This window comes from Pseudoduganella sp. UC29_71, assembly GCF_042693265.1.
GTDB lineage: Bacteria > Pseudomonadota > Gammaproteobacteria > Burkholderiales > Burkholderiaceae_D > Rugamonas.
In genome coordinates, this window is the sequence record NZ_CP170549.1 from 977,362 (window position 1) to 1,000,725 (window position 23,364).

The following is a 23,364-nucleotide window of genomic DNA, read 5'->3' on the forward strand; positions in this document are numbered from 1 at the left end:
GTTGATACGCAATCGCTACTAATAAATCTGAATTCTTCCAAATTTTGCTGTTGCGGCGCCCAAGCGCCGCAAAGCTGACAAGTCAAAGCCTGATGACCATAGCAAATCGGTCCCACCCCTTCCCATCCCGAACAGGACCGTGAAACGATTTTGCGCCGATGATAGTGCTGCAACCAGTGTGAAAGTAGGTTATCGTCAGGCTAGTTATATAGAAAACCCCCGTTGGCGAAAGCTGGCGGGGGTTTTTGCTTTTTTCCGCTAAACCTTGCGGGCTTACTTGGCGATCAGCACCAGTGCGCCGCGCCCACATAGGCCGTAGGACGTGTTTTCACCGCCGATCACGTCTTCGCTGCCGGGCGCACGCACCTGCGTGGCGCCTTCGGCCCAGCCGCAGGTATCCGTCACCCGGTACCAGGTCTTGCCCGTGCCCGGCCACGGCAGCACGAAGTTGACCTGCGCGCTCCATGCGTTGTACGCCACGTAGATGGCCGACGCGCTGTCGCCGAACTCGCTGCCGTCGATGCGCCAGGCTATGGCGTGGTTGGCGGTGTCGTTGAAGTAGCTGGCGTCCGCCACCTGGCCGTTGGGCTTGAACCAGCGCAGCTGTTCCATCACGTTGCCGTTGTTGTCCGCGCTCGAATAGAAATTTGCCGGGCGCAGCGCCGGATGGGCTTTGCGGAAGGCGATCATGCCCTTGCTGAAGTTCTGGAAGTTGCTCTGGTCCGTGGTCCAGCTCCAGCCCTGCCAGTTGGCGCTCGAATCGAGGTTGTAGGGGTTGTTGTTGCAGTTGATGCTGCGCAGCGCCTCGTCACCGCCCACCATCATCGGCACCCCGCCGGACAGCATCATCAGTGCCAAGCCGTTGCGCGCCGCCTTGCGCTGATCGGACGCGATGCCGCCCTGGTCCCAGCTGTTGTTATTGTCCTCGCCGCCATCGCTCGCGCCGTAGGGCCAGGCCTGGGTGTTGTTCTTGCTGTTGCAGCTGTACAGGTCCTTCAGCGTAAAGCCGTCGTGCGCGGTGATGAAGTTGACGGAATTCCACGGTTTGCGGCCGTCATCGCCATACAGGTCGCTGGAGCCGGCGAAGCGGGTGGCCATGGTGCCGGTGGTGACGTCTACCGAGCCGAGCTTGTTCTGGCTTTGGCGGAGCACGTCGCGGTACAGGCCGTTCCATTCGGACCAGCCGGCCGGGAAGCCACCGACCTGGTAGGAGTTGCCGCCGATGGCCCAGGGTTCGGCGATCAGGTCGACGCCGCTGCCGCCTGCAGCTGGACGCGGCGGCAATTCGGTCACGATGCGGTTCAGTGCGTTGCCGCTGTCGGTCTTCAGGAAGTTGTAGCAGCCGTGCTCGCAGGTGTTGCCCAGCACGGAAGCGAGGTCGAAGCGGTAGCCGTCCACGCCCAGCGTGTCGCGCCAGTAAGCCAGGGAATCGACGATCAGGTTTTGCGCAATGGTGTTGCGGGTGTTGTAGTTGCCGCCTACGCCGGTGTTGTCCCACGATGATTGCATATCGCTGGTGAGCGAGTAGTAGGTGGGATTGTCCAGGCCGCGCATGCTTTGCACGTTGTAGGTGCCGGTGTCGCCCGCGTTCCATGCGCCGCCTTCGCCGGTGTGGTTGTAGACCACGTCGATCAGCACCTTGATGCCTTGGTCGTGGAAGGCTTTCACCATCTCCTTGAACTCGCGCGTGGGGCCGCCAGGCGTCTTGTCGGCGGCATAGCGGCGGTCGGGCGCGAAATAGTTCAGCGTCATGTAGCCCCAGTAGTTGTCGCCGGTGGTGCTGGCGGCGTCGACGTCGTTGGTGTCGTTCTGGGTTTCCTGCACCGGCAGGAACTCGATGGCGGTGATGCCCAGGCTGGCCAGGTAGGCCGCTTTCAGGCCCGCGCCTTTATAGGTGCCGCGGTAGGCCGACGCGATGCCGGTATCGTTCATGGTCAGGCCCCGTACATGGGCTTCGTAGACGATGTCGTCCTTTAGCGCGCGGGTGGGCTTGGTGCCGATGGACTGCGTGTCGCCGGCCAGCACCATGCCTTTCGGCGCCGAGGCGCCGCTGTCCACGTTGCGGTACAGTGCGCCGCTGGCGTAGATGGTGCCGTTGGTCATGCTGGGCGTGGTCGGATCGTGGCTCAGCTCGCGCGCGTACGGGTCGCTCAGCAACTTGTTCGGGTTGAAACGGTTGCCGGCGGCGTCCACGTCGCTGATGAAGCCGGTGGCCGAGCCCTTGGTCCAGGCCGCGTTGTAAGGCCAGTTCGGTCCCCAGGCCCGGTAGCCGTAGTAGACGGTGCCGGTGATGCCGTAGCCGGCCAGCGCGGTGGCAGTGACGTTGGCGCTCCAGATATCGCCGCTGCCCTTGGTCAGCACCAGGCGCGCCTTCTCCTGGGTCCCGGTGGCGGTGCTGTACAGGTAGAGCTCGATGCGCGTGGCGCGGCTGGAATAGAGGCGGAAGTTGATGCTGGTTTTCCCGGCATCATAGGCGGCGCCGAGCTGGCTGGCGTTGATGGCGGCGCAGGCCGGGGCCGGGACGGCGGCGGCCAGGGCGGAAAACGCAAGCGCGGCCAGGGCGGCGCTTGTGGTGCGGCGTAGTGTCATAAAGTCTCCGTTGTTTTTAATGTGTACTTTTACTACTGTGCGGCTGTAAAAATGTACGCCCGTATACTGGAACCGTCAACGACAGTCTAAAACTGTGTTGTAGTTCAATTACATCCAACGTGGAAGTTAGAATAGCTGCATGCGCCTGCTCATCATCGAAGACAATCCCGACATTGTCGCCAATCTCTACGAATTTTTTGAACCGAAGGGCTATGTGCTCGATTCGGCCGTCAACGGCTACGCCGGCCTGGGCCTGGCCAGCCAGCACCAGTACGACGCGGTGGTGCTGGACGTGATGCTGCCCGGCCTGAACGGCGTGGAGTTGTGCCAGAAGCTGCGCAGCGAACTGAACGATGCCACGCCGGTGCTGATGCTGACCGCGCGCGACACGCTGGCCGACAAGGTGGCCGGCTTCGACGCCGGCGCCGACGATTACCTGGTCAAACCGTTCTCGCTGGTGGAGCTGGAAGTGCGCCTGAAGGCGCTGGTGCGGCGCGCCAAGGGCGGCCATGGGGCGTCGTCGGTGCTGCGGGTGGGCGAGCTGAGCTTCGACACCAGCACCTATACCGCCACGCGCGCCGGCCGGCCGCTGGTCCTGACCAAGACTGGCTATGTGCTGCTGCGCTGCCTGATGCGCGAGGCGCCGCGCCTGGTGCCGCGCGAAACGTTGGAGCAGGAAGTATGGGGCGAGGACCGCCCCGACAGCGACGCCCTGCGTACCCATTTGCATGCGCTGCGGCAGGCACTGGACAAGCCCTTTTCCTTCTCCATGCTGCGCACCGTGCCCGGCATCGGTTATAAACTGGTGAGCCACGATGACGGTGTCTAATTCCCTGCGGCGGCATATCGTCGTCGCATACACCTTGTATTCCTTCGGCTTTGTACTGTTCTTCGCGCTGATCGCCGCCTTTGCGGTGGAAGGCATCGAGAAGCACCTGGTCGACAACCGGCTGCGCGAAGTGGCGGCGTGGGCCGCGCCGCGCCAGGCCGGCAACTTGCCGGTGGAGATGCCGGCCGGGCTCAGCTTCCATCGCGATGCCGATATCCCGCTATCGCTGCGCGGCCTGCCGCCCGGCGTGCAGGAGAAGACCGTGGACGGCGTCGGCCTGCACATCCTGGCCGGGCACGATGCGATGGGCGACTACGTGGCGGTGGACCATGAAAGCGACTACGAAAAAGTCGAACTGGTGGTGTATTCGGTATTCGCGATCGGTTTTCTCGGCTTCCTTCTGTTTTCCTACTTCCTGGGCGGCTACGTGGCGCGCAGGCTGGTCGCGCCCATCATGGACATGGCCGAGGCGGTGCGGGCCGATAGTCCCAACCTGCCGCTGCAGGAGCGCGAGGACGAGCTGGGCGTGCTGGCGCGCGCCTTCGCCGCCCATACCGCGCAGCTGCGCGACGTGCTTGAGCGCGAACGTTTCTTCACCGGCGACGTCAGCCACGAATTGCGCAGCCCGCTGACCGTCATCATGGGCGCGGCCGAAGTGATCATGGCGCACGGCGAGGGCAGCGCCGGCTATGCGCAGGCGGCGCGCATCTACCGCGCCGCGCAGGAGGCGGCCGAGTGCGTGACGGTATTGCTGCTGCTGGCGCGCGCGCCGCAGCTGGACGAGCAGGCGCAGGTCGACATCGGCCAGGTGGCGCGCGGCGAAACGGAGCGCTACCAGCACCTGGTGGCGGCGCGGCCCGTGCAGCTGCTGTTCGACGCCGGCGCCGACGGCGCCAGCTTCGCCGTACGCGCCCCGCGCGAGCTGTGCATCAGCGCCATCGGCAACCTGGTGCGCAACGCCTGCCAGTACACCGACAGCGGCACGGTCACCGTGCGCATGGGGCCGCGCTGCGTCAGCGTGGAGGACACCGGCCCGGGCCTGCCGGCCGCCGTGCGCGCGGCGCTGCAAGGGCAGGGCGGAATACCAGCGGGCGGGGGCAGCGGCTCGGCCGGCACCGGCCTGGGCCTGGCGCTGGTGCGCCGCATCTGCGGCTATCTGGGTGCTAGCCTGGCACTCGAAGACCGACCCGGCGGCGGCAGCATTTTTATAATCCGCTTCGCTGAAGTTGGGGCCGATTAGGGTGCGTTAACGCTTTCCTAACGCGCGGTTGACGCGGCCTTGACCGGCTGCTGGCTATAGTGGCATCGTATGAAAGCCATTGCAGCCTGGAAAACCTTGTGACCGTCAAATTTGCTCCGCGCCTGAGCGCGCCCCTGTTCACCCTGGCTGCGTCCGTTTTTCTGGTGGCCGCCTACAACTACAGCTTCTGGCAACGCTTCCTGTTTGCTACCGGGGGCTTCAGCCTGGGCAACTTGCCGCTGCTGGCCGCCACCTTCCTGCTACTGGTGCTGACCTTCAACGCTTGCCTGAGCCTGGTCAATTTCCGTTTCGTCATCAAGCCGGTCGTGATCGTGCTGCTGCTGGCCACCTCGGCGGCCACCTATTTCATGAACCAGTACGGCACGCAGATCGACAAGGCCATGATACAGAACGTGGTGGAAACGGACGTGCGCGAGGCCGGTGAACTGCTGAGCCTGAAGATGCTGCTGACCATAGGCTTGCTGGGTGTGCTGCCCGCCGTGCTGGTGGCGCGCACCAGGCTGACCTTCGCGCCGCGCGGCCGCCACTTGCTGACCAATGCCAGCATCGTGGCCGGTTCGCTGCTGCTGGCGGCCGGCATCCTGCTGCTGTTCTTCAAGAGCTACGCGCCGGCCGTGCGCGAGCACCGCGAGCTGCGCTTCCTGCTCACGCCCACCAACTACATCCAGGCCACCAACAGTTTCCTCAAGCAGAAATGGGCCAAGCCGCTGGTGGTGGCGCCGCTGGGACGCGACGCCGCCAAGGGCGTGACCTGGGCCGGCGAGCGGCACCGCACCGTCACCGTGCTGGTGGTGGGCGAGACCGCGCGCGCCATGAATTTTTCCCTCAACCAGTATGGGCGCAACACCAATCCGCTGCTGTCGCAGCAGCCGGGGCTGATCAATTTCAGCAATGTATCCTCATGCGGCACGGCCACCGCCGTGTCCGTGCCCTGCGTCTTCTCGGCGCTGGGCCGCGAGAACTATTCCGACACCCGTGCGCAAGGCCAGGAAGGCTTGCTGGACGTGCTCAAGCACGCCGGCTTCGACGTGCTGTGGCGCGACAATAATTCCGGCTGCAAGGGCACTTGCGCCCGCGTCGAATACGAGGACTGGTCCGAGCCGGTGGCGGGTGACCCGCTGTGCAACAGCGAGGAGTGCTATGACGAGAAGCTGCTGGAGCGCCTGCCCGAGCTGATCCGCGCGGCAAAGAACGACCTGGTCATCGTGCTGCACCAGAAGGGCAGCCACGGCCCGGCGTACTGGAAGCGCTACCCGGCCGCCTTCGCCAAGTTCGGTCCGGTGTGCGCCACCAACGAGCTGGAGAAATGCACCCAGGAGCAGATCGTGGCGGCCTACGACAACACCATCCTGTACACCGACTACTTCCTCGACCGCGTGATCAAGCTGCTGCAGCAGAGCAGCGTCGACGACAACGTGGACACCGGCATGATGTACTTCTCCGACCACGGCGAATCGCTGGGCGAGAAGAATATGTACCTGCACGGCGCGCCCTACATCATTTCGCCGCCCGAGCAGCGCCGTGTGCCGTTCATGCTGTGGTTCTCGGACCATTATGCCGAGCGCTTCAAGATCGACCGCCGCTGCCTGGCCGCGCGTTCCAGCCAGCCCTTTTCGCACGACAATGTGTTTCATTCGGTGCTGGGCATGCTGGACGTGAGCACGGCCGTCTATAACCCTGCACTGGACATGTTCAATGCCTGCACCCATGGATAGCGGACTGGTTAGCTGGCCTGCGCTGCGGCGGGCGGCATGGCTGCTGGCGGGCGCGGCGGCCGTGATCCTGCTGCTGGGCATGGGCAGCGTGGACCTGTTCCTCGCCGACCTGATGTTCGACTTCCATGTCCACGAGTTCCCCTGGGAGCACGCCTGGCTGACCGAGCGCTTCGGCCACGGCATCCTGAAAACCGCGCTGACGCTGCTGGGCGCGGTGCCGCTGGCGGCCTGCGCCTGGGACGGGCTGGCGCGGCGCCGGCAGGCGGGCGGCGGGCTGCCGGCCTGGTGGCGGCTGCGTGTGCGGCTGCTGTCGCTGTGCGTGGTCCTGATCCCACTCGTCACTTCCATGCTGAAACGCGCCAGCCGCTCGCATTGCCCGTGGGAGCTGGAGCGCTACGGCGGCTACCAACCGTACTACCGGCTGCTGGAGCACATGCCGCGCTGGGTCGAGGCGGGCCACTGCCTGCCCGGCGGCCATGCGTCCAGCGCGCTGTGGCTGGTGGGGCTGGCGGTGTTCTGGCTGCCGCACGACCCGCGCAAGGCGGCCGACGTGGCGCTGGCTGCGCTGGGTTTCGGCGCCGTCGTGGGCTGGATGCAACAGATGCGCGGCGCCCATTTCCTCACCCATACGCTGTGGTCCATGTGGATAGCGTGCGCGGCGTTGGCCGCGTTGCTGGCCGCGCACAAGGCGCTGCGCGCCGCCAGGACCGAAACCGCTGCCGCGAGGGCCTCCGCATAATACTGGGCAAGCCTGGGAGTTGAGTTGTATTATTCATCATGTCACTCAACGAAAAGGTATCCCATGTCAGCTGAAGCAAAAAAATTTCGCCTCGTAACCCGCAGCGACTTTGACGGCCTGGTATGCGCTGTGCTCCTGAAACACCTGGACATGATCGACGATATCCTGTTTGTCCACCCCAAGGACATGCAGGACGGGAAGATAGCGATCAGTGACAAGGACATCACGACCAATCTGCCCTACGTGGCGGGCGCGCACCTGGCATTCGACCACCACCTGTCGGAAACCATCCGCAACAGCGGCGAGCGCGGTAACCACATCATCCACCCGGAGGCGCCGTCTGCCGCGCGCGTCGTGTACGACTACTACGGCGGCCTGAAGGCTTTCCCGGCCTCGTGGGACGGCATGATGGCGGCGGTGGACAAGGGCGACTCGGCCCAGTTCAACCGCGAGGAAGTGCTCAATCCGCAAGGCTGGGATTTGCTGAATTTCCTGATGGACGCGCGCACCGGCCTGGGCCGCTTCCGCGAGTTCCGCATTTCGAACTACAACCTGATGATGGACCTGATCGACTACTGCAAGAACCATACGATCGAACAGATCATGGAACTGCCGGACGTGAAGGAGCGCAAGGAGCTGTACTTCGAGCACAGCGAGAAGTGCAAGGACCAGATCAAGCGCTGTTCCACCATCCATCAGAACCTGGTGGTGCTGGACTTGCGCGGCGAGGAAACCATCTACGCCGGCAACCGCTTCATCATCTACGCCATGTTCCCGGAGACGAATATCTCGATCCACGTGCTGTGGGGGCTGAAGAACCAGAACACGGTGTTTGCCACCGGGAAGTCGATCCTGAACCGGACCTCGAAGACCAATATTGGCGCGCTGATGCTGGAATACGGGGGCGGCGGGCACGAGAACGCCGGCACCTGCCAGGTGGACAATGAACGCGCGGACGAGGTGCTGGGCGCGCTGATCACGCGCATTACGCACGAGGGCTGAGTTCGGCGGGTTACGCTACGCTAACCCGCCCTACCAGAGGTCGGTACTGTAGGGCGGGTTAGCGCAGCGTAACCCGCCGCTGCATGCGGCCCCTGTTCAGCCTTCTTTTTCCGGCAGCGCGACCTGGTTGTCCACGCTGAACTGGTAGTCCTTGAACACATGCTCGGCGGTGAGCAGCTGGTAGCTGCCGTCCGCCTTCTTGTGCGTGGTGTCCTTCAGGCGGTAGGTGTAGTGGCCGCAGGTCCAGCAGTTGAAGTTGCGCATGTGGGTGCACAGGCAGGTCTTGTCCATCACCGAAATGCCCTTGTCGCTGCCGCCGTTGGCGACCACTTCGCGATTGTAGGAGTTGATGTAGGCGCAGTTGCCGGTGGCGTCCAGCAGGTAGCCGTAGGATTCGCAGCCCGGGCGGATGCCGGCGCCGATGGCCGGCGTGTTCTTCAGCATGCGCATCGGGTAGCCGGTCGGCGACACGCCGTTGACGATGATGTCCTCTTCCTCGGCCTTGAAGTACTCCTGCTTGACGTCGTCCGGCAGGCCGCATTCCTTGGTCACCGTGAAGCGGGTAGCCACCTGCACGCCGGCCGCGCCCGCTTCCAGGAAGGACACGGCATCGCTGCCGGTGAACACGCCGCCCGCCGCGATGACGGGGATGTCCAGGTTTTCCGCCTTCAGGTAAGCCAGGATCTCGGCCACGATGGTGTGCAGGTCGTAGTCCTTCCAGTCTTCCATGCCGAAGCCGAGGTGGCCGCCGGCCAGCGGGCCTTCGACGATGACGTAGTCCGGCGCACGGTTCAGCTTGGCGTTCTTGCGCAGGAAGATCTGCAGCGCGCGCACGGAGGACACGATGATGCCCAGCTTGGCTTCGCGGAAGCGCGGATTGTCGGCCATCAGCGCGAAGGAGCCGAAGTGCAGGCCGGCCGACAGCGTGATGCCGTCGATGCCGGCGTCCAGCGCCGCGTTCAGGCGCGTGCGCAGCGTCTCTTTCGGGCCGTTCATGGTCAGCTTTTCCATGCAGTTCACGAAGATCAGGCCGGGGCCATTCTTCGCCGCCATGGTGGCGCCGATGTGGCGGCGCTGCGCGTCGGCCAGGCGCTCGAGGTCGAACTGCACCACGGCCTTGTCCATGTTAAAGATGTTGTACTTGTAGAGCTTGGTCTTGTCCTTGACGAAGGTGGTGTCGAACTTGCGGTCCGATACGTCTTCCACCATGGCGTCCGAAATATGGCCGATGCCGCCCAGGCGGGCCGCCTCCAGCGCCAGCTCGGACGTGGAAATATCCACGCCCATGCCGCCTATCATGATGGGTACATATTCCTTGTCGCCAAAGCGCAGGCGGAAGTCGTCTACTCGTTTCATTACAGTCCTTAACTACGTGGCGCCGCCGTGCCAAAGCGGCCGGCGGCAGGGCGCGCCTGGGCGCACCGGGTCGGGATAGGGATGCTTGCGGGTGCCGAAGCGGGGCTTAGTCGCGGAAGTTGTTGAATTCCAGCGGGGTGTCCTTGACTTCCTTGCGCAGCATGGCCATGGCCGCCTGCAGGTCGTCGCGCTTGGCGCCGGTCACGCGCACCGATTCGCCCTGGATGCTGGCCTGCACCTTCATCTTGCTGTCCTTGATGATGCGGGTGATCTTCTTGGCCGCCTCGGTTTCCAGGCCGTTCTTGATCTTGATGACCTGCTTGACCTTGTCGCCGCCGATCTTTTCGATCTTGCCCTCGTCCAGGAAGCGCACGTCCACGTTGCGCTTGCCCAGCTTGTTGATCAGCACGTCCTTGACCTGGGTCAGCTGGAAATCCGAATCCGCGTAGGCGGTCAGTTCGGCTTCCTTTTGTTCGACATTCGCGCTGCTGCCCTTGAAGTCGAAACGGGTGGTGATTTCTTTCTTTGCCTGGTCGACGGCATTGCGCACTTCGATCATATCGGCTTCGGAGACTACATCAAACGACGGCATGTTGCTTTCCTTTAATTAGTGCGGTGGCGCCGCATGGCGCGGCGCCGCGTAAAAAGATGTGCCATTTTAACGGACAACGGACCAAACGCTCGGTCGTTTTTGACGCGATTTTCCCACTTTCACACTATAATCGACCAAAAAATCGACCCAGCCATGCACCCGAACCTGCCCCTCTGCCACAACTACTCCCTGCGCGCGCTTAACACTTTCGGCATCGACGCCCAGGCCGCCACCTATTTGCGGGTGGCCTCGGCCGGCCAGCTGCAGGCGGCGCTGGCCGATCCGGCGCTGGCCGCGCTGCCGCGCCTGGTGCTCGGCGGCGGCAGCAACCTGCTGCTGACGGGCGACTTCCCGGGCCTGGTGCTGCACATCGCCATCCACGGCAGGGAAGTGCTGGCCGGCACCGCCACGCACCACCATGTGCGCGCGGCGGCCGGCGAGAACTGGCACCAGTTTGTGCAGTGGACCCTGTCGCACGGCATGGACGGACTGGAAAACCTGTCGCTGATCCCCGGCACGGTGGGGGCGGCGCCGATCCAGAACATCGGGGCATACGGCGCCGAGACCAAGGACTATTTCCACAGCCTGACGGCCTACGACCCGGCCAGCGGCGCGCTGCGCACGATGGACGCGGCCGACTGCCGCTTCGGCTACCGCGACAGCGTGTTCAAGCAGGAAGCCGGGCGCGGCTTGATCATCGTGGATGTGACGTTCGCGCTGCCGCGCGCCTGGCAGCCGAATTTGCGCTATGCCGAGCTGGCGCAGGCGGTGGCCGAACAGGGCATCGGTACGCCCAGCGCGCAGCAGGTGGCCGACACGGTGATCGCCGTGCGGCGCCGCAAGCTGCCCGACCCGGCCGACATCGGCAACGCGGGCAGCTTCTTCAAGAATCCGGTGGTGAGCGGCGAACAGTGCGCGCGATTGCTGGCGCAGTTCCCGGCCCTGGTGCACCACCGGCAGGCCGACGGCAGCGAAAAGCTGGCCGCCGGCTGGCTGATCGACCAGTGCGGCTGGAAGGGCCGCAGCCTGGGCGCGGCGGGCGTGTATGAAAAACAGGCGCTGGTGCTGGTGAACCGCGGCGGCGCCAGCGGCGCCGACGTGCAGCGCCTGGCGCAAGCCATCCAGGACGACGTGCAAGCCCGCTACGGCGTGCTGCTCGAGCCCGAGCCGGTGTTCGTGTAGCGCGGGTTGGCGCCGCGGCGCCCAAGCCGCCCGGCCGCCGGCCGCCGATTACGCTTGCACCGTGGACGGCGCTGCGACCGCGCGGTTGCGTCCGCCGCTCTTGGCCGCGTACAGCGCGCGGTCCGCGCTGCCGATCAGCTCCTCGATGGAAGAATGCGGCGACGGCAGCACGCAGGCCACGCCGACCGACATCGTCACCACGCCGTGCGGCTTGGCGTCCGGGTTGTCGATGCCCAGCCGGGCCAGGTGCTCGACACAGGATTCGGCCAGCGCGAGCGCGCCTTCGAGCCGGGTGTCCGGCAGCAGGATGGCGAATTCCTCGCCCCCGTAGCGCGCCGCCAGGTCGGCCGGGCGCTTCAGGTGCTCGGTCAGCACGGCCGCCGTCTTCTTCAGGCACAAGTCGCCGGACAGGTGGCCGAAGGTGTCGTTGTAGATCTTGAAGCAGTCCACGTCGCACATCAGCAGCGACAGCGGCTGGCGCTCGCGCTGGCCGCGCTGCCATTCCACCTTCATGGTCTCGTCGAAGCGGCGCCGGTTGGCAATGCCGGTCAGGCCGTCCAGCGCGGCCAGTTTTTGCAGCTCGATGTTGGCGTCGGCCAGGTGCTTCTGGCTCTCGCGCAGGAAGCGGAAGGCCTGGTCGCGCTGCAGGCGGCTGATGTGGCCAGCCGAGTGGTAGCGCACGCGCGCCAGCAGTTCCAGCTTGTCCGGCAGCTTGACGATGTAGTCGTTGGCGCCCATGGCGAAGCTGTGTGCCTTGAGCTTGGGGTCTTCCTTGGCCGACAGCACGATCACCGGCACATTGCGCGTCAGTTCGTCGGCGCGGTAGGCCTGGATCAGCGCGAAGCCGTCCACCGAGGGCATCACCAGGTCCTGCAGGATCACGGTGGGCTGCAGCAGCGCGGCGGTCTGCTGCGCCAGCGCGGCGTCGGTCACGTGGTGGAACTCGATGTCGGGCTGGTCGCTCAACATGCGGCGTACCGCTTCCACGATGATCAGCTGGTCGTCCACCAGCAGGACGCGCACCTTGAAGGCGGTGCGGGCCGGTTCCAGTTCGGCTGGAACGGAAAAGCTTTCGGACATTGATGCTCTCTTGGTTGCTAGCCCCGGCTGCCGGTGACGCTGCGCAGCATGGGGCCAATCTTGTCTAACGGCAGCACCAATTGCGCTGCATCCAACTCGGCCGCCGCGCGCGGCATCCCGTACACCGCGCTGCTGGCCTGGTCCTGCGCGATGGTGGTATGGCCGGCGCGGCGCATGGCCAGCAAGCCCTCGGCGCCGTCGCGACCCATGCCGGTCAGCAGCACGCCCACCGCCTCGCCGCGCCAGTGCTGCGCCACGCAGCGGAAAAACACGTCGACCGAAGGCCGGTAGGCATAGTCCTTCGGTGTGGCATCGTAACCTAGCCGGTAGTCTTTATCCAGTACCAAATGGTCGTTGCTCTTGGCAATTAGCACCGTGCCGGGGGCCAGCTCGTCGCCGTGCTCGATGGCGCGCACCGGCATTTGCAGCTGTTCGCCCAGCCATTTGGCGAAGTGTTCGGCGAAGTTCTCGTCGATGTGCTGCACCACCACGATGGCGCAGCCGGGCGGCGGCAGCCAGCCGGCCAGGATCTTGGACACGGCCAGCGGCCCGCCGGTGGAGGCGCCGATGGCCACCAGCCGGGTGGCCGGCGCTTCCTTGCGCTCGGGCGGGGCGCTGCTGCTGCGCGGCTGCATGGCCTGGCTGCCGCCGCTGTGGCGTATCAGCTTGTCCATGGTCTTGATCTTGGCCAGCAGCTCGGCGGCGCCGTCGGCTTTCCCCTGCAGCATGGGCGTGGCCGTCACGTCCAGCGCGCCCGCGCCCAGCGCGCGGAACACCTGGTTGACGTTGTCCTGCGGCCGCCCGGTCACCACCAGGATGGCGCACGGGCTTTGCTCCATGATCTGGCGGGTCGCCTCCACGCCGTCCAGCTCGGGCATGTTCAGGTCCATCAGCACCAGGTCGGGCCGGTTCTCGGCGCACATGCGCACCGCCTCCACGCCGGTGCGGGCGATCCACAGCACCTGGTGCTCGGCGGTGCTGGCCACCACGCGGCGCAGTGCTTCGGCGGCCATGGCGACATCGTTGGCGATGGCGATTTTCATTTGTGCGCGTCCCCTATCAGGTCGGCCACGGCGTCGAGCAGGGTCTCGTCGTGGAAGCTGCCCTTGGTCAGATAATAGTCGGCCCCGGCGGACATGCCGCGCGCCCGGTCTTCCGGGCGGTCCTTGTAGGACACGATCATGACGGGCAGTTTGTGCAAGTGCAGGTCCTTCTTGATCAGGTTGACCAGTTCGATGCCGTCCATGCGCGGCATGTCCACGTCGGTGATGACCAGGTCATAGTCGCCGCTGCGCACCACGTTCCAGCCGTCGATGCCGTCGATGGCGATATCGACCTCGAAGCCGCGTCCGACCAGCAGCTTGCGCTCCATTTCGCGCACCGTGAGCGAATCGTCCACCACCAGTATGCGCTTCATGCGGCGCTTTTCGCCGCGGTTGCCGCGCGCCAGCTGGTGCAGGCCGCCTTCGTGCAGCAGCTTGTCGATCGACAGCAGCAGGTCCGGCACGTCCAGGATCAGCACCGGCTCGCCGTCGTCGAGCAGGGCGGCGGCCGAGATGTCGCGCATCTTGCCGAAGATCGGGTCGATGGCCTGCACCGCCAGGCTTTGCTCGCCGCGTATGGCGTCCACCACCATGGCGTAGCGGCGCGCGCCGGCGCCGATCAGCACCACCGGCAGCTCGGCTTCGGTGGCGCTGCTGTCGCCCAGTTCCAGCACCTGTGCCGCCGACACCAGTCCCAGGTGCTCGCCGCCGTGGTCGAAGAACTGCTTGTTCTCCAGCGTGTGGATGTCGGCCTGCGGCACCTTGATCACGCGCTCCACCTTGACGATGGGGATGGCATAGGCTTCGCCCTTGATGTCCACCACCAGCGCGCGCACGATCGATTGCGTCAGCGGCAGCGTGATGTAGCTGCGGAAGCCCCGGCCCTGCTCGGACTCCAGGCGCACGGTGCCGTTCTGCTGGCGGATCACGTCGTGCACGATGTCCAGGCCCACGCCGCGCCCGGAGATCTCGGTGGTGCTTTCCTTCAGGCTGAAGGCGGGCAGGAACAGGAATTCGAGCAGCTCGGCCTGCGACATGGCGGCGGCCATGCTGGCGCTGGCCATCTTGCGCGCGGCCACGGTGCTGCGGATCTTTTCCAGGTCCACGCCGCGCCCGTCGTCGCTGATTTCGATGCTGAGCATGCCGGCACGGTGGCGCGCCTCGAGCACGATGGAGCCGCTGGCCGGCTTACCCAGCGCCACGCGCTCGGCGGGCGGCTCCATGCCGTGGTCGATGGCGTTGCGCAGAATGTGGTTGAGCGGGCTTTCGATCCTGGCCAGGATGTCGCGGTCGACCAGCGTGTCTTCGCCGTCGATGCGCAGCTGGACGTCCTTGCCCAGGCTGCGCGCCAGGTCGCGCACCATGCGCGGGAAGTGCTGCACGCCGTCGCGGAAGGGGCGCATGCGCAGGGCCAGCACCTCGTCCACCATGTTCTGCGACACGGTGAGCAGGCGGCGTTCCCAGTTTTCGAAGTCGACAATCTGTTCCAGCACGAATTGCTTGAGCGGCTGGGTCTTTTGCAGGGCGAGCAGCGATTTCTCCTTGAGGCCCGCGTCGGCGCTGCCGGAGACGGCTTCGTGCAGCTGTTCGATCACCGTGAACAGGCTGGCCTGGTTGCGCTTGAAGCGCTGCATGGCCTGCAGCATGGGGTGCATCTGGTGCGCATTGATGCGCGATTCGCTGGCCAGCGACAGCAGGCGGTCGAAGTTCTGCACGGACTTCATGGGGGCCATGATGCGCGCGCCGGGGGCGGCGGCAGTGTCTTCCGGCTCCGCAGGAGCGGCTGCCGTGATGAACGCATCGGGCGCAACCGGGACGGCCGCATCGGCGCCGGACAGGGCGCTTGCCAGGGCTTCGCCTTCCGCCATCCCGGCCAGCAGCGCGGCAATGTCGGGCGGCGTCGCAGCGGCTGTCGGGGCGGCTGTCTCGGCGGCCGTGGGGGCCGGGAGGGGCGCGGCGGCGGCCGGGGCAGCGTAGCTGGCCACCGGCTCGGGCAGGTAGGCGATGCCCGCAATGCTGTCCATGGTCTTCCTGATCTGCGCGCCGTTGGCGGCCAGCCAGGGCGTCACGCCATTGTCGTCCAGGCGCGACACCTGCAGGATCAGGTCCACGCCAGCCAGCAGCACGTCCACGCGGTTGGGCGTGAGTTTGAGCTTGCCGTGCTGGGCGGCGATGAAGGCGTCTTCCATGCCGTGCGCCAGCTGCACCACGACGTCCAGCCCGACGATGGCCGCCGCACCCTTGATCGAGTGGGCCGCGCGCATCATCGGCTCCACCGCGCCGGCGTCGCCGCCGTGGCGCTCCATGGCCAGCAGGCCGTCGGTCAGGATCACCGTTTGCGTGTCCGCTTCCATGCGGAACAGCTCCTGCATGGAAAATTGGCTCAGGTCGCCGTTATTGTCCTGGCTCATCGTAGCGTCCTTGCGAGTTGGTAGCCGAGCAGGCCGGCATCGAGGCAGCCGATCTGCATGCCGTCGTGGCTGATCACGCCGGTCAGGTAGCGCGACAAGCCCTTGTTGATGGTGGCGGCGGGTGCCTGCACGGCGGTGGACGCGTAGCGCAATATACCATGCAGGTCGGCCACCGGCAGCGCGTAGGACTGGCCTTCCCACTGAACCAGCAGCAGGCGCGCAAAGGTATGGCGGCCGGTGCGCGTCACGCCCTCCGATTCATCCACGTCCAGCAAGGCCGCCAGCGAGATGCAGGGATGGAGCTTGCCGGCCACGTTGACCACGCCCGCCAGGCCGCGCGCGTTGCGGTGCGGCAGGCGGTGCGGCGCGGCTTGCGGCGCCACCGACAGGAACACGGACGTGGGCAGCGACAGCCATTCGCTGCCGATGCGGAACACCATGCAGGAACTGTCGAGCTGCGCGCGGTCGTCCTCGGGCTGGCGGAAGTGGGCGGCCCATTCCTGCTTGTAGGCCGCGTCCACCGGGCGCTGCAGGTTGCGCTGGGCGGCGGCGGCATAGACGTCGCAGTTGCGGCAGTGGACGAACTGCTGCAGCTTGTCGCAGCTATGGTCGCCGGACACGCCGATGCGGTTCCAGCAATCGTGGATGTCCTGGATGGATTGTTCGGCGATGGTCATCATGGTTCAGCTCTCAGGGGGCTAGATTTTTGCCGGCGCTGGAAGATGCGCGCGGCGCGGGCCTTGAGCGTGGCGGCGCCGCCGCTGTCGCCGGTCTGCTCGGCCAGCAGTGCCAGGTGGCACAGCGCTTCATAGTGGTCGGGCTGCAGGTAGATGCAGCGGCGCCAGTGCGTTTCGGCTTGCGCGGCCTGGCCGGCGTGCTCGCTCAGCATGCCGAGGATGAAATAGGCTTCGGCGCTTTCCGGGGCGGCCGCCAGCACGGCCTGGCAGGCGGCGATGGCTTCCTTGTTCTTGCCGCGGTCGGCCAGATCGCGTGCCTGCGACAGCAGCGCGGCGGGAGCAGGGGCACGTGCAGCGGGAGCAGCGGATGCACCGGGAGCAGCCGCTGCTCCCGGTGCCGCCGTCGTGGTGGGCGTGGTGGGCGCGGCGGGCGAAGGGGCGGCCCTGGCCGGCGTACGGGCGGCGGCCCTCGGCGCCGCTTGTGCCGGGGCTTGCGCAGCGGCGTGGCCGGCCGCGCGCCGGCCGGCCGAGGCGCGGGGCATGGCGGCCAACGGTGGCGCCGGCGGCGCGGGCTCGGGCGCCGCGTCTTTTTTCAGGGCGAAGGCTTGCCGGTGCGGCAGCGGCGTGAAGCCGTGCTGCGTGAACGATGGCACTTCCGCGTAGCCCGCCAACAGGATGCCGTCGTCGGCCAGCAGCGCGGACAGGCGTTCGATGGCGGCCTTGGTGGTGGGCTTGTCGAAGTAGATCAGCAGGTTGCGGCAAAAGATGATGTCGTAGCGGCGGCCGTGCGCGTCGAGTTCCAGCAGGTTGCCCTGGTTGAAGCGCACCTGCTCGCGCAGCGCCGCGTCGATCAGGTATTCGTCGTTGCCGATGCTGGTGAAGTAGCGCTCGCGGAATGCCAGGTCTTGCGCGCGGAAGGCGTTGCGGCCGTACACGCCGGCGCGCGCGCGCGCCACGCAGCCGGGGCTCAGGTCATAGGCGTCGATGGAGAAGGCGCTGCGCGGCACGCCGGCGTCGCACAGCGCCATGGCCATGGAGTAGGGTTCCTCGCCGCCCGCGCATGGCACCGACAGGATGCGCACCGGACGCACGGCGCGGGCGGCCCTGCCTGCGCTGCCAGCGCCGAGGGCCAGCCTGGCCTGAACGAACTCCACCGCCACGCTGAAAGCCTGCGCATCGCGGAACAGCCACGATTCCGGCACCACCACCAGCTCCACCAGCTCCGTCAGTTCGGCCGGCGTCAGGTTGGCCAGGTAGTGTTCGCGATTGACCTCCCCCGTGATGTCCATGCGCTCGCGGATGGCGCGGTCCGCCGCCGCCCTGGAGACAGTCAGGCCGGTCACCCGGCGCAGCATGGCCTGGGCTCTCATGGCGCGGAGGCCCCTGCGGAGGCCTGGAACAGCGCTGCGCGCAAATCGGGCGGCAGCAGGCGCTCAGGCTCCACCAGCTGCACGATGCCGGCGCTGTCGCCCGCCACGTCGCCCAGGAAGGGCGCCGCCTGCACGCCGCTGTCAGCCAGCGCACGCTCGGCCACGTCCTGCACGCCCAGCACGCGTTCGGCCAGCAGGCCGAGCGTATGCACATCGCCTTCCGGCGTGGTGTAGTCCACCAGCACGATGCGCGTGTCCACGTGCTCCGCGCTGGCGGCACCGCCGCCCAGGCGCGCCAGGTCGATCACCGGCACGCTGCGGCCGTGCAGGTTCATCAGCCCCGCCACGGCGGGCGGCGCCAGCGGCAGGCGCTTCAGGTCCAGCAGCGGCAGCACGCGCTGCACCGCGCCCAGGCGCAGGCCGTAGCGGTCCTGGCCGATGTGGAATACCAGCAGCTTCATGGCCGCGCCTTACACCGACACGGCGAAGTTGGACACGCTGGCCTGCAGGTCGCCGGCCGCATACTGCAGCTGGTGCACCGCCTCGCTGGTGGCTTTCAGCGACTCCACCGTTTGCTGGGTGGCGTCGTTCAGCTGCATCATGGTGGCGGTGATCTGCTGCGCGCCCACGGCCTGCGACTGCATCCCCTGCAGCACGGCGTCGAACTGCGGCGCCAGCTTCTGCACCTGGTCCATCACGCCGGACAGCTGGTCCGTCACCTGGCGCACTTCGTTCACGCTGCGGCGCACCTCTTCGGAGAATTTGTCCATGCCCATCACGCTGGCCGAGACGGCCGACTGCATTTCCTTGAGCATCTGTTCGATGTCCCAGGTGGACACCGAAGTCTGGTCGGCCAGGCGGCGGATCTCGGTGGCCACCACCGAGAAGCCGCGTCCGGCCTCGCCGGCCTTCTCGGCCTCGATGGCCGCGTTCAGCGACAGGATGTTGGTCTGGTCGGCTACCTTGGTGATGGTGGTGAGCACGCTGTTGATGTTGGACGCCTTTTCCGACAGCGCGGCCAGCTTGGCGCTGATGGAGTCGGTGGCCGACACCATGTGCTGCATGGTCTCGTCCATGCGCTTCAGGTTGTCCTGCGCTTCGGCGGTGGCGCTGGTGGTGTAGTCGGCCACGGCGGTGGCGCCTTGCATGGTCTGCAGCAGCTGCGAGGTGTTGGACGAGATTTCCTTGGTGGTGCTGAGCACCTCCACGCTGGTCTGCGCCTGCTCCACGCCGGTGGCTTCCTGCTGCTTGGCCGAGGCGGCGATCTCGGTGGCCGAGGTGGTGACCTGGATGCCGGCTTTCTGGATATTGTTGAGCAGTGCCCGCAGGTTATCGAACATCTTCGACAGGCCTTGGCCCAGCTGGCCGATGGCGTCGCTGCCGCCTACCATCACCTGGCCGGTCAGGTCGCCCGAGGCAGCCTTGGACACCACCTCCAGCAGCGAATCGACCTTGGCCTTGAGCAGGTTGGTGCCGGCCAGTTCCTTGGCCTGGCTGTCCTGCATCGCTTGCGCCATGCGGTTGAATTCCGTGGTGACCTGGCCCAGTTCGTCGCGCGAGATGACGGCGGCGCGCGCCGACTGCTCGCCGGCGGCGATGCGGCCCACGGCCTGCGTCAGATTGGTCAACGGCGCCATCAGCGCCTGCGACAGGAAGTAGGCGATCAGCAGGCCGAGTACGATGCATCCCGCGCCGCCCGCCACCAGCACCACCAGCATGGAGCGCTGCAAATCGCTGGAGGCTTGCGAACGCGCCGCCAGCATGCGGCTCTCGTCGGCCGAAGCGGCTTCCAGTTCGTCGTGGATGGACGTGATCAGCGGACTGCCTTGCTTGAGCTGGGAGTCGGGCGCGCGTCCGATGGCGTCGGCCGCGCCGGGCGTGTCGCCCAGCTGCTGGCGGCGCGCCACCTGCGGCTCGATGACGGTCTTGGCCCATGTGTCGATATGGGTCCGCACCTTGCTCAGGCGCGCTTGCTGGGATGGATTGTCGCGCGTGAGCTCCTGCGCCTTTCGCAGCGATGCCGCCACGTCCTCCAGTTCGCCCTTGATGCGCGCGGCGCGCGCCGCGTCGCCGGTCAGGTAGTAGCCGCGCGTTTCCGCCTGCACTTCCAGGATGTCGTTGCTGACGCGGTCAATCGAGAGCAGCACGTCCATCGTGTGCCTGTCCCAGCCGTTTGCTTCGGACAGGCGGGTGAAGTTGTTGTAGGCCACCAGCAGCAGCAGCGTGATGATGGCGAGTATGCCGCCAAAGCCAAAGTAGAGTTTCTTCTTGATACTCAGGTCTTTGAGCATATGATCTCCATATTCCGGTCGCAATGTGCCATTCTGCCATGGGCGTGGCCGGCATGGCGGGAAAGTGCAGCGGCAGGCCCTAGCTGTTGACCGAGAAGGTGGCGACGCTGCTTTGCAGGCCACTGGCTGCGTACTGCAGCTGCTGCACCGCCTCGCTGGTGGCTTTCAGCGACTCCACCGTTTGCTGGGTGGCGTCGTTCAGCTGCATCATGGTGGCGGTGATCTGCTGCGCGCCCACGGCCTGCGACTGCATCCCCTGCAGCACGGCGTCGAACTGCGGCGCCAGCTTCTGCACCTGGTCCATCACGCCGGACAGCTGGTCCGTCACCTGGCGCACTTCGTTCACGCTGCGGCGCACCTCTTCGGAGAATTTGTCCATGCCCATCACGCTGGCCGACACGGCCGACTGCATTTCCTTGAGCATCTGTTCGATGTCCCAGGTGGACACGGAAGTCTGGTCGGCCAGGCGGCGGATCTCGGTGGCCACCACCGAGAAGCCGCGTCCGGCCTCGCCGGCCTTCTCGGCCTCGATGGCCGCGTTCAGCGACAGGATGTTGGTCTGGTCGGCCACCTTGGTGATGGTGGTGAGCACGCTGTTGATGTTGGACGCCTTTTCCGACAGCGCGGCCAGCTTGGCGCTGATGGAGTCGGTGGCCGACACCATGTGCTGCATGGTCTCGTCCATGCGCTTCAGGTTGTCCTGCGCTTCGGCGGTGGCGCTGGTGGTGTAGTCGGCCACGGCGGTGGCGCCTTGCATGGTCTGCAGCAGCTGCGAGGTGTTGGACGAGATTTCCTTGGTGGTGCTGAGCACCTCCACGCTGGTCTGCGCCTGCTCCACGCCGGTGGCTTCCTGCTGCTTGGCCGAGGCGGCGATCTCGGTGGCCGAGGTGGTGACCTGGATGCCGGCTTTCTGGATATTGTTGAGCAGTGCCCGCAGGTTATCGAACATCTTCGACAGGCCTTGGCCCAGCTGGCCGATGGCGTCGCTGCCGCCTACCATCACCTGGCCGGTCAGGTCGCCCGAGGCAGCCTTGGACACCACCTCCAGCAGCGAATCGACCTTGGCCTTGAGCAGGTTGGTGCCGGCCAGTTCCTTGGCCTGGCTGTCCTGTATGGTCTGCGCCATGCGGTTGAATTCCGTGGCCACTTCGCCCAGTTCGTCGTTCGACACCACGGTGGCGCGCGCCGACTGCTCGCCGGCGGCGATGCGCGCCACCGCCTGCATCAGCAGGCCCAGTGGCGAGAGCAGGGCGCGCAGCAGCAGCCAGCCAATGACGAGCGCCAGCGCCGTGGCCAGCGCGCCGCCGCCGCCCAGCAGCCAGGCCTGCGCCTGCTGCATGTCGCGCGCCTCGGCCGAGCGCAGCGCCAGCAAGCGGTTTTCCTCGGCGCTCACGTCCGCCAGCAGCTTGCGCACGTCGGCGATGATCTTGGCGCCGTTCAGCACATCGGCCGCGGTGGCCACCTGCTGCGACACGCCCACCTGCTTGTTCAGTTCGCGGCGCTTGTCCAGCAGGGGATGGATGATGTTCTGCACCCAGTCTTCCGCCATGGGGGCGAGCTGCTTGATGCGGGCCTGCTGCTGCGGATTGTCCTGGGTCAGGGCCAGCGCGCGCGCCACGTGGCGGCGCATGGCTTCTTCTTCCTGCGGGATGACTTGCACCAGGCTTTCGTTCCCGGTCAGCATGAAGCCGCGCGTGGAGTTCTGGATCTGCAGCACCGCGTTGGCGATCTGGTCGGCCTCCAGCAGCACCTCCAGCGTGTGGCGGTCCCACGCGTTGGCCTCGGAGAGGCGCGTGAACTGGTGGTAGGAAAGGCTGAGGAGGATGAGCAGGATGGCGACGATGGCGCCGAAGCCGGCGGTGAGCTTGGTTTTGATACGCATGTCTTTCATGGATTCTCCCGGCGGTGATATGGCAATGTAGCACCGTCGCCCGGAAAAACAAAACGGGCCGCGCGAGGCGGCCCGTACACTGTGGCGCGGCGGTATTACTGGCCGCGCTTCAGGCGTGCGTTGGCGGCGATGCGCATGCGCAGCGCGTTCAGCTTGATGAAGCCGCCAGCGTCGGCCTGGTTGTAGGCGCCGCCGTCTTCGTCGAAGGTGGCGATGTTCATGTCGAACAGCGAATCGGTCTTCGAATCGCGCGACACGACGATCACATTGCCCTTGTACAGCTTGACGCGCACCCAGCCGTTCACGGTGGCCTGGGTGTGGTCGATCAGAGTCTGGATCGCCACGCGCTCAGGCGCCCACCAGTAGCCGTTGTAGATCATGGACGCGTAGCGCGGCATCAGGTCGTCCTTCAGGTGCGCCACTTCGCGGTCCAGCGTGATCGATTCGATGGCGCGGTGCGCCTTGAGCATGATGGTGCCGCCCGGGGTTTCGTAGCAGCCGCGCGACTTCATGCCGACGTAGCGGTTTTCCACCAGGTCCAGGCGGCCGATGCCATGCTTGCCGCCCAGGCGGTTCAGTTCCGTCAGCACGGTGGCCGGCGACATGCGCACGCCGTTCAGGGCCACGATGTCGCCCTTTTCGTATTCGATGTCCAGGTACTCGGCCTGGTCGGGAGCCGCTTCCGGGCTCACGCTCCAGCGCCACATCGATTCTTCGGCTTCGGCGCTCGGGTTTTCCAGGTGGCGGCCTTCGAAGGAGATGTGCAGCAGGTTGGCGTCCATCGAGTACGGCGCGCCGCCGTTCTTGTGCTTCATGTCGATGTCGATGCCGGCGTCTTCCGCGTACTTCAGCAGTTTTTCACGCGACAGCAGGTCCCACTCGCGCCATGGAGCGATGATTTTCACGCCCGGCTTGAGCGCGTAGGCGCCCAGTTCGAAGCGCACCTGGTCGTTGCCCTTGCCGGTGGCGCCGTGCGAGATGGCGTCGGCGCCGGTCTCGTTGGCGATTTCGATCAGGCGCTTGGCGATCAGCGGACGCGCGATCGAGGTGCCCAGCAGGTATTCGCCTTCGTACACGGTATTGGCGCGGAACATCGGGAACACGAAGTCGCGCACGAATTCTTCGCGCACGTCGTTGATGTAGATGTTCTCAGGCTTGATGCCGAACTTGAGCGCCTTGGCGCGCGCCGGTTCCAGTTCCTCGCCCTGGCCCAGGTCGGCCGTGAAGGTGACGATCTCGCATTGATAGTTATCCTGCAGCCACTTCAGGATCACGGAGGTGTCCAGGCCGCCCGAGTAGGCGAGGACTACTTTTTTGATGTCGCTCATGGTCGTTC

General features: G+C 66.0%; 18 protein-coding genes and 1 rRNA gene. 7 read left to right on the forward strand and 12 right to left on the reverse strand.

The window, feature by feature from the left end:
• The first annotated feature begins 88 nt into the window (after positions 1-88).
• Positions 89-201 (forward strand): 5S ribosomal RNA (rrf, locus tag ACFJI2_RS04320).
• Positions 202-273: 72 nt separating this feature from the next.
• Here rrf and ACFJI2_RS04325 read toward each other — a convergent pair.
• Complete coding sequence (locus ACFJI2_RS04325) at positions 274-2,589, reverse strand: alpha-amylase family glycosyl hydrolase (protein WP_377703894.1); 2,316 nt, start codon at positions 2,587-2,589, stop codon at positions 274-276.
• Positions 2,590-2,728: 139 nt separating this feature from the next.
• Between ACFJI2_RS04325 and ACFJI2_RS04330 the strand changes: the two genes are divergently transcribed.
• From ACFJI2_RS04330 to ACFJI2_RS04350, 5 genes are all read left to right on the forward strand, one after another.
• A complete protein-coding gene (locus ACFJI2_RS04330) occupies positions 2,729-3,418 on the forward strand; it encodes a response regulator (protein ID WP_025595952.1) in 690 nt (229 codons plus the stop codon).
• Positions 3,405-4,658, forward strand: coding sequence for a sensor histidine kinase (locus ACFJI2_RS04335; protein WP_377703895.1), 1,254 nt, complete (start codon positions 3,405-3,407; stop codon positions 4,656-4,658). Before ACFJI2_RS04330 ends, ACFJI2_RS04335 begins: the two co-directional genes overlap by 14 nt.
• A 98-nt stretch (positions 4,659-4,756) precedes the next feature.
• Complete coding sequence (locus ACFJI2_RS04340) at positions 4,757-6,394, forward strand: phosphoethanolamine transferase (RefSeq protein WP_377703896.1); 1,638 nt, start codon at positions 4,757-4,759, stop codon at positions 6,392-6,394.
• Positions 6,375-7,133 (forward strand): phosphatase PAP2 family protein, encoded by a 759-nt coding sequence (locus ACFJI2_RS04345; protein ID WP_377703897.1) that lies wholly within the window; start codon positions 6,375-6,377, stop codon positions 7,131-7,133. Before ACFJI2_RS04340 ends, ACFJI2_RS04345 begins: the two co-directional genes overlap by 20 nt.
• A gap of 63 nt (positions 7,134-7,196) precedes the next feature.
• Positions 7,197-8,135: an exopolyphosphatase gene (locus ACFJI2_RS04350; RefSeq protein WP_377703898.1), complete on the forward strand. Its 939-nt coding sequence runs from the start codon at positions 7,197-7,199 to the stop codon at positions 8,133-8,135.
• Positions 8,136-8,231: 96 nt separating this feature from the next.
• Here ACFJI2_RS04350 and ACFJI2_RS04355 read toward each other — a convergent pair whose 3' ends face one another.
• Positions 8,232-9,491 (reverse strand): nitronate monooxygenase, encoded by a 1,260-nt coding sequence (locus ACFJI2_RS04355; protein WP_377703899.1) that lies wholly within the window; start codon positions 9,489-9,491, stop codon positions 8,232-8,234.
• A gap of 106 nt (positions 9,492-9,597) precedes the next feature.
• Positions 9,598-10,083: a YajQ family cyclic di-GMP-binding protein gene (locus ACFJI2_RS04360; protein ID WP_025595779.1), complete on the reverse strand. Its 486-nt coding sequence runs from the start codon at positions 10,081-10,083 to the stop codon at positions 9,598-9,600.
• Between the two features lie 153 nt (positions 10,084-10,236).
• Here ACFJI2_RS04360 and murB point away from each other — a divergent pair, with 153 nt between their 5' ends.
• Positions 10,237-11,265, forward strand: a complete 1,029-nt coding sequence (gene murB / locus ACFJI2_RS04365) for a UDP-N-acetylmuramate dehydrogenase (protein ID WP_377703900.1) — start codon at positions 10,237-10,239, stop codon at positions 11,263-11,265.
• Positions 11,266-11,313: 48 nt separating this feature from the next.
• On the opposite strand, the gene ACFJI2_RS04370 is transcribed toward murB, so the two are convergent.
• From ACFJI2_RS04370 to ACFJI2_RS04410, 9 genes are all read right to left on the reverse strand, one after another.
• The gene (locus ACFJI2_RS04370) at positions 11,314-12,345 is read right to left on the reverse strand and encodes a diguanylate cyclase (RefSeq protein ID WP_377703901.1); all 1,032 of its coding nucleotides are present in this window, start codon (positions 12,343-12,345) and stop codon (positions 11,314-11,316) included.
• Between the two features lie 17 nt (positions 12,346-12,362).
• On the reverse strand, positions 12,363-13,388 hold the full coding sequence (gene cheB / locus ACFJI2_RS04375) for a chemotaxis-specific protein-glutamate methyltransferase CheB (RefSeq protein ID WP_377703902.1): 1,026 nt from the start codon (positions 13,386-13,388) through the stop codon (positions 12,363-12,365).
• Positions 13,385-15,799 carry a response regulator gene (locus ACFJI2_RS04380; protein WP_377703903.1) on the reverse strand — a complete coding sequence of 805 codons (2,415 nt, stop codon included), beginning with the start codon at positions 15,797-15,799 and terminating at the stop codon, positions 13,385-13,387. Before ACFJI2_RS04380 ends, cheB begins: the two co-directional genes overlap by 4 nt.
• Positions 15,796-16,479 (reverse strand): chemotaxis protein CheW, encoded by a 684-nt coding sequence (locus tag ACFJI2_RS04385; RefSeq protein ID WP_377703904.1) that lies wholly within the window; start codon positions 16,477-16,479, stop codon positions 15,796-15,798. Before ACFJI2_RS04385 ends, ACFJI2_RS04380 begins: the two co-directional genes overlap by 4 nt.
• Positions 16,476-17,846 carry a CheR family methyltransferase gene (locus tag ACFJI2_RS04390; RefSeq protein WP_377703905.1) on the reverse strand — a complete coding sequence of 457 codons (1,371 nt, stop codon included), beginning with the start codon at positions 17,844-17,846 and terminating at the stop codon, positions 16,476-16,478. Before ACFJI2_RS04390 ends, ACFJI2_RS04385 begins: the two co-directional genes overlap by 4 nt.
• Complete coding sequence (locus tag ACFJI2_RS04395; RefSeq protein WP_377703906.1) at positions 17,843-18,307, reverse strand: chemotaxis protein CheW; 465 nt, start codon at positions 18,305-18,307, stop codon at positions 17,843-17,845. The genes ACFJI2_RS04390 and ACFJI2_RS04395 overlap by 4 nt, the downstream gene beginning before the upstream one ends.
• 9 nt (positions 18,308-18,316) lie before the next feature.
• Complete coding sequence (locus ACFJI2_RS04400; RefSeq protein WP_377703907.1) at positions 18,317-20,137, reverse strand: methyl-accepting chemotaxis protein; 1,821 nt, start codon at positions 20,135-20,137, stop codon at positions 18,317-18,319.
• Positions 20,138-20,216: 79 nt separating this feature from the next.
• Positions 20,217-22,028, reverse strand: coding sequence for a methyl-accepting chemotaxis protein (locus tag ACFJI2_RS04405; protein ID WP_377703908.1), 1,812 nt, complete (start codon positions 22,026-22,028; stop codon positions 20,217-20,219).
• Between the two features lie 95 nt (positions 22,029-22,123).
• The gene (locus ACFJI2_RS04410; RefSeq protein WP_132139229.1) at positions 22,124-23,356 is read right to left on the reverse strand and encodes an argininosuccinate synthase; all 1,233 of its coding nucleotides are present in this window, start codon (positions 23,354-23,356) and stop codon (positions 22,124-22,126) included.
• Between the last annotated feature and the right edge of the window lie 8 nt (positions 23,357-23,364).